A 10,227-nucleotide genomic window follows, 5' to 3' on the forward strand; every position below is an offset into this window, starting at 1 on the left:
GGTGCTACTCCAGTTTTAATTTTGGTTGCCTAAGACGGTCAACACCTAATCTATGGTTAAGATCGTTCCATTTTTCTAATCGTTTTGAGGACCCTGCCAGTACGCCTCGACCTTGCTCTTTATTGAGCCATAACTGTTTACCATTAAAGCTATAAACAGGCAGTAGATCTTTTCTTTTTGTGGCGGGTTTTATTTCATGGTCAAGATTATCGAGCACTAAAGGAATTGATGATGGTGTTTCATAGTAAGCCAATACCATATGGTATTGATTAACCGTAGTGGCTTTAACCATAGTGATCCGCATCTTGTCCTCTTGAACACCAAGTTGGAGTAGGGTGAAGTATTTTGCGATCGAAAAGTCTTCGCAATCACCGCCATTCACACCAATAAACTCCATCGGCGTTGCCCAATAATTCGAGTCTCCCCATAATTTACTGTCATCCACAAAACGGAATAAATTAAAAAAGTTATTCACCTTCAATAACTTTTCTTTTTCATCTAGCGTACTCGCTTCCGATAACACTTTGAACCAAGCCCTTGCTCGCATTCCAGCACGTTCGCCGTAATGTTTTTCTAGGGTTGAAGTTATCTTCACTTCATCAAGGTTTTGTGTGGGGGCCGCATATAGGCAACATATGCCTAGGGCTGACGCTATTAGGCTAAAGCGGCAGACTCGCAATAATGAATCTTTATAATCAAGTCTGCCGTTCATAACCTAATGTGTTAGTCCTTTATTTTGAGTTGTCATCGACCGAGTAAATTGTCCATTTCATGTCTGCTGCCGTATCATCACCAGTGACTTCTGCAACAACACGACGGTTACGAATTTCTGCTTCCGGCGTCTGTTCTAAAACAATTGGGCGGCTAGAACCATATCCAATAGCAGTTAATCGACTTCTATCAATACTAAAGCGTTCAGCCAGTACAGCGGTGACAGCATTTGCACGTTCTTGAGATAATACGGTATTTCGTTCATCGGTTCCTGTGCGACTCGTGTGACCTTCGATAGTCACTTTGGTCGTTGGATACTGACGTAGAAAAATAGCCACCTCTTCAATTTGAGGATAGTACTCAGGCGCAATATAAGCAGAGTCATTCGGGAATAAAATATTTATTTCCTTTCGCTCGTTAATCGCTTTTATTTTGCCACAGCCATAGTTATCAATACCTGCCCCTTGGGCTGTGTCGTTGCAGCGTTCACGGGCTTCAATGACACCATCGCTATCTTTATCAGATAGATCATAGGTTTGAGTTGTGACCATTTCGTCAATATTAACCGTATCGCGCATCGAACAACCAGCTAAAAGAGTGACACTTAGAAAAAATGTGAGAGTTTTCATTTGTTAGCTCCTCCTTCATAATTGCGCTCTCCGCGCCACGCATCAGGTCTAGTGACTTTAAGTGAGTCTAATAATCGCCCTGTAGAATTGAGCACGCGATACTTAGCAATAACTTCATCATATTCAGTTTGTAAGTAGTCTTTACGTGCCTCGAAGAGCTCATTTTCGGTATCTAATAAGTCGAGTAGACTGCGTTGGCCTAAATTAAACTGTTGTGCATAGGCTGTTTGAGTATCCTTTGCGGCCACGACATGATCGCGAATATATTGTTTTTGCGGCGCTAGCATTTCAAATGCGTTCCAAGCTAGGTTTACCCCTTCAACAACTTCACGTTGGGCGCGTTGGCGGATTTCTTTCGCTTCACCTAACTTGTAAGCAGTTTCTTTTTCACGGGCAAGATCTTTACCCCCCGCAAATAAGTTGTATCTCACCCTCACCATGGCGACGAGATCGTTACTATGACCACCCACATCACTGCGGAAAGCACCAGCACCTGATATTCCATCTTCGCCGCTGATATCGTTATTCCAGTTACCATTCAGTTCTAAAGAAACCTGAGGATAGTAATTGGATTGTACTGAAGAGCGTTCATTTTCTGCGGCACTAATATCGTTTGCTGCAGATTTGAGTATGGGGTGATTCTCTTGCGCAACAATAATGCCAGAGCTAAGATCCTTTGGCAGCATGTCTGCATCTGGCACTGGTAATATTAAGTCTGCCGGAGCCGACGCTACAATTTTGACGTACTGTGCTTTTGCATCAAGTAAATTGTTGCGAGCAGAAATAACGTTAGCATTAGCACGCGCCAAACGTCCCGAGATTTGTGATAGGTCCGCGATTGAGCCTAAACCTGAGTCAGTACGTTGTTTAATCTGGTCATAAATTTCTTTATGGCTGTTAAGGTTTTTCTCGGCTAATTTTAACACTTCATCGGTGCGTAAATAGTTGAGATAGACTTTACTGACATCGAGTGCCATATCTTCAGCTGCAGCAAGCAGTGCCCATTGGTCTGCGCTAGCTTCAAAGCTATAACGATCAACTTCACTGCTGGTGTAGAAACCATCGAAAAGCATTTGTTTTATGCTAACACCAAACTCTCCGGGATTTAATTCAGCCACCCCTTTGCTATCGACTTCACCGATATTGGGTCGTCTACGTGTCGATACGCTGTCGGTTTGTTCGTAACCGTAGCCACCATTGACATCAATAGTTGGCATATAGCCTGCTATCGCTTGATTAACTTGTTCTTCTCGCGCTTTAAAGCGGTTGAAGGCTACTCGTAAATCTGGGTTTGTATCTAGCGTATGTGCAACGGCTTGTTCTAACGTCTGACTTTGAGCCGATAAAGGTAATAGGATTAATGACAGCACTATGGCTATCTTTGAACATTGAAATTGTCGTATTGCTGAAGTCTTCATGACCAACCTCCCGGTTTATAAAAAAAGGCTTAGTGCTCTCTGAGCGCTGTGTCCTTAGCCCTTAAAATTGGATTTAAAATGTACTCAAGTATGGATCTTTGCCCCGTGATAACGTCAACTGAAGTTAACATCCCCGGAATAATTGGCATCTGTGTGCCATCGTTTTTGGTTAAACTAGATTCTGCTGTCCTAACTCTGATGAGATAGTAGCTATTGCCTTCTTCATCTTGAGAAGTGTCGGCACTAATATGTTCGACAGTTCCTTTAAGGCCGCCATAGCGGGTAAAATCATAGGCGGTAATTTTTACTACGGCGGGTAATCCTGGATGTAAGAAAGCGATATCTTTAGGCAAGATTTTAGTTTCTATCAGCAGTTGATCTTCCGACGGTACTATCTCGATAATATCGATCCCAGGTTGCACTACACCACCCAGTGTATTGATATGTGTGGTTTTAATGGTGCCATTAACAGGGGAGGTGATAATCGCCTTACTTACTTTATCTTGCGCGCCAACTTGTGCTTCATTCATGCGAGAGAGGCGGGTTTGAGTTTCATTGAGCTGTGCGCGCAGTTCTGCAGCGTAAACAAATACGGCTTCACGACGTTTTAAGATAGCCTCATCTAATGCCGCTTTCACTTTAGGGCGGAGTAAACGCATTGAATTCAATTCACCTTGCAAGTCGTTTACCGTGCGTTCGAGTTTGAGTAACTCAACTTCAGGAACAATACCTTTTTTGGCTAAAGGTCGAGTGAGTTCAAGCTCGCGGGATATTAGCTGCATGCTCGTCGTTAATGTCGTTGTTTTAGAGGCGAGATCATCAATTTCTTGCTGTCTTTGTTGAATTTGACGTACGAGGATCTCAAGTTGGTTACTTAAGTTATCTAAGCGTCCGTTGTATTCCTCTTGTTGTCTTTTCACTAAGGCGGGTTCCGCAGCAATGATAGCTTCAGGGAATATCAATGCTTCTTTAGTGATTAGCACTTGTTCACGCCAATCAGAGGTCATGTCTGATATTAGAATGCTGTCGAGTTCGGCGCGCATGCGGATAGCATTGGTTTTTAAGCCATAAACCTCTTGCTCTTGTTGAGCAAAGTCGGAGCGAAAGCGGGTATCATCAATACGCACTAAAGGCTGCCCTTTTGTGACTATCTCACCTTCTTGAACGTAGAGTTCTTGCATTATGCCGCCATCTAGACTTTGGATAACTTGAACTTGTGATGAAGGAATCACTTTTCCCGTTCCAGTCGTAACCTTATCTAATTGAGCAAACCCCGCCCACAGTAAAAAACACACTACCATAGCAGCAAGTGCCCATATGATTAATCTGTGTCCGCTGGGAGCGTCTGTCATCATGGCGCCATAGACATCATCAACCATGTCTAAGTCGTTTGTTGTTAAATGTTTACTCATCTTTTAGCCTCTCCGTTCACTAGGCCAAAATTGAGTTTTTCTAGCACTTCTGCTTTAGGTCCATCGGCAACCACATGGCCGCGTTCAAGTACAATAATGCGGTCGACGAGTTGCAATAAATGCATCTTGTGGGTAATAAGAATTAACGTTCTATCTTTGCTGACATTTTGCATTGAACGAATAAATTGTTGTTCAGCGCGAGCATCTAAACTCGCCGTAGGCTCATCCATCAGTAACACTGGGGGATCATTCAGTGTGGCGCGAGCAAGAGCGACAGTTTGTCTTTGTCCGCGACTGAGTGACATGCCGCCTTCGCCGACCTGTTGGTCTAGGCCTTCTGCTTCTAGGTTGGTGAATTGACTCACACCAGAAAGTTGTACCGCGCGGATGAGTTGATGTTCAGTGACTTGACGTGTACCAAATAAAATATTGTCGCGAATAGAACCATGGAATAGGGTGACATCTTGGGGTAGGTATCCAAAATTACGACGTAAATCACTCGGATGAATCTGTGCTGAGTCTAAACCGTCGTAGCGCAAGCTTCCTGCCGTGGGTTGAAATAGCCCGACCAGTAGCTTAGCTAGCGTACTTTTACCTGAACCATTTCGACCGATAATGGCAATGCGTTCGCCAGGATTAATCGTCAGCGACATCGGATGCAACACAGGCTTTTCAGAACCTGGATAACTAAAACCGACATGATCAGCATTGATCTTGCCTATGAGTCTTTGTTTGCTAACTAAATGCCCTTTATTTTCAAACTCATCTTCTTGAGTCATGATTTCATTCAGTTGGCGTAGTGCACTAGCTGTGTGGTTTGCTCTCGTCATCAGGCCTGCAAGTTGTGCCATAGGTGAAATGGCGCGGCTCGATAGCATAACCGCAGCAATAATTCCGCCCATAGATATCGCATTATCAGCCACACGATAAACGCCCAAAATCACCACGCAGACAACGGTAAATTGCACCGTAAAGTTCGCTACGTTCGATACTGAGTTGGAGAGCTTTTTTGACCTTAATTGCCAGTTTGCACTGTGGCCTATCATCTGTTGCCAGCTTTTTTGCACAATTCCTTCAGCACCATTAGCTTTAATTGACTCTAGCGCTGATAAGCTCTCGATTAAATGCCCATGTTTTAAGCTTGAAAATTTATTGCCTTCTTCGATTGCCGCTTTGAGTTTAGGTTGAATATAAAGCGTGAAGCCAATAATGATTATGCCGCCAATGACAGGAACTATAGCGAGATCACCAGCGACAATAAAAATAATAATTAAGAAAAATATCGCGAAGGGGAGATCGACTAAAGTTGTGATCGTTGCCGAAGTTAAAATTTCACGAATATTATCGAATTCACCTAACTGCTTCGCCATGCCGCCGATACTAGGAGAACGTTTTTCTAGGGGAATACCTATCGCTTTAGCAAAAAGTCGCGAAGACACAATAATATCTACTTTTTTTCCTGCAACATCGATGAGGTAACTTCTAAGTTGCCGCATGATAAGATCGAACATATAAGCAATCGCCGCACCAATCGCTAAAACCCAAAGGGATTCAAAAGCGAGGTTTGGGACGACTTTGTCATACACATTCATAATAAATAACGGTGAAACTAAGGCGAATAAATTCACCAATACAGAAGCGATTAATGCATCACGATAAATTGGTGCTGAATCTTTGAGGGTTTGGACTAACCAGTGGGTTTTATTATCGTGTAGATAAACATCGAAGCCCATGTCGCCACGGTATTCTTGTTTGACTAAGAATAAATATCCCACATATAAGGCTTCGAGCGACTCAATTGTCAGTGTCTCTTCACCGCCCGTCTCGGGTAATTGAATAATTGCTTTATCTGATGCAACATCAAGTTCTCGCAATATACAGGCTTTTTTGTCTTTTAATAATAAAATACAGGGGAGCAATATAGGTGATACTTCGTTTAAGCCTTTTCGAGACAGCTTAGCCGCTAGCCCCGCTCTTGAAGCTGCCTGAGGCAATAAGTCAGGTGATAATACTGTACCTGACAAGGGTAAACCTGCCGCAAGCGAATCGCTCGAGCACGGATTGCCAAAATGCTCAGTGAGTAACACTAAACAATCCAGCAAAGGATCCACTAACACTCTTTGTGAGGCTGAAATGGTCCATTGATCAATTTTTTCAGAAGCTGCAGCAGACACCTAATTACTTATCCTTTGGATTTTTATATGGTTATGGCAAGTATCGGTCATGATGGCCTATATTTCTATAGGCCATCCAATTAGTTATTAAAACTAAATTGTTCACAATTTTATTTCTAGAATAGTTCTGTAGTTTTCAATGGTTCATGCTTGAGCTCAGGGTCTACAACAATTGGCTGAGTATCAACAATTAACGGGCCATTACCATTGGTACCGAGTAAGCCATTAATAATACCAACATCGCTGGTCACACCATACTCTCTAGATAAATCCACTCCATCAAGAATAATCAACTGGGTTACCGAGTTTGGTCCGTTACCATCTGTATCAATGGTTATCGAAGTTGAGCCGCCATCAAAGCTAAAGCTTAAATAGTCATTTAGGTCGTTACTATTTACACCTTGGAGCAAGTCACTCAGATCCAATTTGTCCTCATTCACGTTAAAGTCTGTAATATGGTCTATACCCGTTTCTGCATAGCGCCAGACGAAGGTATCAGCACCGCTATCACCACGTAGAACGTCATTACCAAGGCCACCAATCAGAGTGTCGTTGCCGTCACCGCCGCGTAAGCCATCAATACCTTCGCCGCCAATCAGTAAGTCATCACCGCTACCACCGTAGACAAGTTGACTACCTTGATCACCATAGACTGTATCATCACCGCTACCAAGGTTAACAGTGTCAGTTTTTGGTTGCAGTGGCTGCAGCACATCAGCCATCAATGTACCTGCATCGGTGGTGATATCATCCTGAGCCATAAATTTGCTACTAAGGATCTCTGCCTGAGTGACTACAGGGTTATTTAGGTTTGGCAAAGAACTGCCTGTGTTCACAATATTGTTAGCAGTAGAAACACCAAGGTCGATGTAATCATTACTATTGCCAGCATTAATCAGCAGCTCAGTATCTTTAGCAATGTACTGAGTCTTGGATGATGAAGCGACAGTACCGTATCCTCCTAAATTAACGGCAAATTGAGCTGTATTATTGATCCAATCGGTCATGATGAATGAATCAACACTCTGACCACCGACAACATTGTGGGGGTGCAGAATGGTGACTTGGAAGTCCGCAGTGCTCTGCGCTGTGTCCTGATTACTGGTTTCAGTCGCCGTAGCCACCACAGTGATGGTGAAGTTGCCATGGCTAGTGACTTTAATCTGTAGGCTGGATTTATCCCAGTTGCTGATATCCACAGTACCATCAACACCTACGGTAGCTTCGTTGCCCGCAGCATCTTTCAGCACAGCGCCTTCAGGTAAGCCTTGCAGCTTAAGATTCAGTGTTTCTGAAGTATCTGTATCTTTGAGCGACGACGAAATATTGCTGAGTTTAATAAACTCACCGCGATAGCCCATATTGTCTACCACTTTAAACGCTAAGTTATCCAACAAGGCACCGTATGAGTCCCCATTATCTCCTTCAAACTGCAAACGATATTTACCTGAGTGATTAATTGGTAAGGTGATCTTTTGATCTCTTAACCAATTAGCATTCGTTGGATCGAAATCGTATAGCGTTATGGCTTGAGCATTTAATGGGTTGCCTTGAGAATCTAGCGGAATAAGCTTAATCGTCAGTCCAGAGGTATTTACGCTACCTGAGCGGGCTGCAATATCAAATCCGAGTTCGTAGAATCGACCAGCATCCGCTTGAATATCGGTATATAAGGTTTTATCGCCACCATTGAACTCAATTTCCATGACTTTATTGCTATTGGAGCCACCAGAGACGTAGACACTTTCATAACCAATCTCAACTTGGCCACCTTTATTGCTGGTATGCCAAGTTCCGATGGTATTTAGGCCCTTAATGTCATTTGCCTTAACACCATCCCAACTGCCAGAGAACTTGGCATCTTCAAAGTTGATAGCAGCAACAGAGGTGTACCCATTAATTGTCAGGTTAGGTATATCTGCCACTGCTTTAACAGTGATATTCAATGTACTTGTGGCACCTGTATTAGTGGTGTAGGTGATTTCAGGCAATGAACCGCTCCAGTGATCTTTTGGATCAAAGCTGTATTCACCATTTGCCTTCAATTGCAGCTTGCCTTCAGGTAATTGATACCAAGCATTACCTGCATTATAGGTTGTGCCATTCACCTGGAAGCTGGTAATGGATAATGTGCTATCCACATCCGTATCATTTTCCAACACGTTACCATTAGCTAAGGCATCCTCAGAAATGGTTTTGCTATCTGCCTCAGTTATCGTTGGATCATCAACAGGCGTTACCTTGATGGTCAGCGTGTTTGTTGCTCCCGTATTCGTGGTGTAGGTAACCACTGGGACTTGACCATTCCAATCAGCGGCAGGTTTGAAGGTGTAGCTACCATCTGCATTGAGAGTCAGTTCACCCTCTGCCAAGGTGATTTTACTACCAGCGGCATGCTGAGCGGCATTGTTAGCAACAGTGAAATGGGTTACTGACGTATTTTTATTGCCATCATTATCCAGTACATTACCGATTACAGTAGTATCTTCAGGACCACTATCTTGATCTTGAGCCGCTTTAAGCGTATTTGCATTAACGGTATTTACATTTAGAGTCAGTAATGCACTGGATTTATCACCATCAGCATCTTGCATGGTGTACGTAAAGGTTTCCGTTGCATTAGCCGGAATCGCAGAGGCGTTGGCTGTTACTGTATAAGTGTAACTACCATTGGCGAAGATGATTAACGTGCCATATTGCCCTGAAATAATGGTTCCTAGGTTGCCAGAGGTACCTGAACCTGTTTGGTTGCCCGCTGCGGCACCAATTACTGTGATATCATCATCAGCACTGATTACGTCATTAGCTAACACATTGCCAGTAGTTGAGGGTAATTCATAACCATTACCAGCTACTACACGCACAACTAGTTCATAGCTACTTGCATCATTTTCAGACGTTCTAATTTCAGTCACAACTTGATTAGTAATTGGATCCCTAAAACCAATTACCTGCAGAGTATAAATTGCCCCCTGATATTCAAAGGTTACATTCGTATTGCTGACTTTAATAATATCCTTTGATGCTTCAGGATCGTTGGTGTTAGGCGTTTCATTGTGTTCAAAGTTGACTTTAAGGGTCACTGGTGTGACTACCCCATAGGCATCAGTAACCGAGAAAGTGACATCCATGCTTGCTTTGGTAATTGCTCCTCCTGAAGAGACTGGGAAATTATAGTGGGTAAAAGTACCTAAAATGATATCTTGGTTTAATGAGAACTGACCATTTAATGCACTGTCATTATCAATAAAACCATAGCCAGATTGATAGGTATTAGTTGGATTTCCCCATCTGATCTGATCTAAACCACTGTCATTATCCGTGCCACCACCATTAGGACTATTTGTACCATCGAACCTGGTTACGCTTGTGCCATTTGTCCATGATGTCCAATTTGCCACAACGCCAGATACGATAAAACTATCCACGATAACATCGACACTGCCTGTGTCGTTTTTGGCATTAGGGACATCATCAACAATCTTCACATCAAGGCTGCCATTTGCTTGGCTACCATCCTGATCCACAACGGTTACAGCAAAGCTATCTAAATAACTAGTGTTAGTTGCAGGGGGAGAGTCATTGTCGACATTATTATTTAAGGTGTAGCTGTAGCTGATGGAGCCACCGCTTGCATCGCCTGTGAAACCAGTCAGTGTTAAGACACCATAAGGAGTTGTAATGTTTACCGCAGTATTGGGGCTTAGTGCCAGTAATGCCGCCAAATTAAAGCTTTGTCCTTTGATGGTGATAGAGGCTAATCCATCAACAGAGGTAAAACTAAAGTTACCAGTCTGAGTCAGCGCATTGCTATTAGGCGCTGAACCCGTTGAAAGGTTAGCTTCGTTAACGGTTAGCTCACCATCTTGGACATTGAGGCCTG

The 10,227-nt window shown here is 43.2% G+C and carries 6 protein-coding genes; all 6 read right to left on the reverse strand.

Annotation, left to right across the window (positions count from 1 at the left end; all coding sequences use genetic code 11):
• Positions 1-4: 4 nt before the first annotated feature.
• A complete protein-coding gene (locus tag ACHA99_RS11930) occupies positions 5-712 on the reverse strand; it encodes a transglutaminase-like cysteine peptidase (protein ID WP_105250450.1) in 708 nt (235 codons plus the stop codon).
• Positions 713-731: 19 nt separating this feature from the next.
• Positions 732-1,340, reverse strand: a complete 609-nt coding sequence (locus ACHA99_RS11935; protein WP_105250449.1) for an OmpA family protein — start codon at positions 1,338-1,340, stop codon at positions 732-734.
• Positions 1,337-2,758: a TolC family outer membrane protein gene (locus ACHA99_RS11940; RefSeq protein WP_393942926.1), complete on the reverse strand. Its 1,422-nt coding sequence runs from the start codon at positions 2,756-2,758 to the stop codon at positions 1,337-1,339. Before ACHA99_RS11940 ends, ACHA99_RS11935 begins: the two co-directional genes overlap by 4 nt.
• A gap of 29 nt (positions 2,759-2,787) precedes the next feature.
• Entirely contained in the window at positions 2,788-4,170 is a 1,383-nt protein-coding gene (locus tag ACHA99_RS11945) for an HlyD family type I secretion periplasmic adaptor subunit (protein ID WP_168825932.1), read from the reverse strand.
• The gene (locus ACHA99_RS11950) at positions 4,167-6,344 is read right to left on the reverse strand and encodes a type I secretion system permease/ATPase (RefSeq protein WP_105250446.1); all 2,178 of its coding nucleotides are present in this window, start codon (positions 6,342-6,344) and stop codon (positions 4,167-4,169) included. Before ACHA99_RS11950 ends, ACHA99_RS11945 begins: the two co-directional genes overlap by 4 nt.
• 116 nt (positions 6,345-6,460) lie before the next feature.
• Positions 6,461-10,227 (reverse strand): choice-of-anchor K domain-containing protein (locus ACHA99_RS11955; protein WP_393942929.1); only part of this gene is annotated, 3,767 nt, incomplete at its 5' end.

Origin of the sequence: Shewanella sp. S23-S33 (assembly GCF_043359565.1) — a bacterium.
Taxonomy (GTDB): domain Bacteria; phylum Pseudomonadota; class Gammaproteobacteria; order Enterobacterales; family Shewanellaceae; genus Shewanella; species Shewanella oncorhynchi.

Coding starts and splice junctions, on each gene's coding strand:
- ACHA99_RS11935 (WP_105250449.1), bottom strand. CDS start 1,340: ATGAAAACTCTCACATTTTTTCTAAGTGTCACTCTTTTAGCTGGTTGT.
- ACHA99_RS11940 (WP_393942926.1), bottom strand. CDS start 2,758: ATGAAGACTTCAGCAATACGACAATTTCAATGTTCAAAGATAGCCATA.
- ACHA99_RS11930 (WP_105250450.1), bottom strand. CDS start 712: ATGAACGGCAGACTTGATTATAAAGATTCATTATTGCGAGTCTGCCGC.
- ACHA99_RS11945 (WP_168825932.1), bottom strand. CDS start 4,170: ATGAGTAAACATTTAACAACAAACGACTTAGACATGGTTGATGATGTC.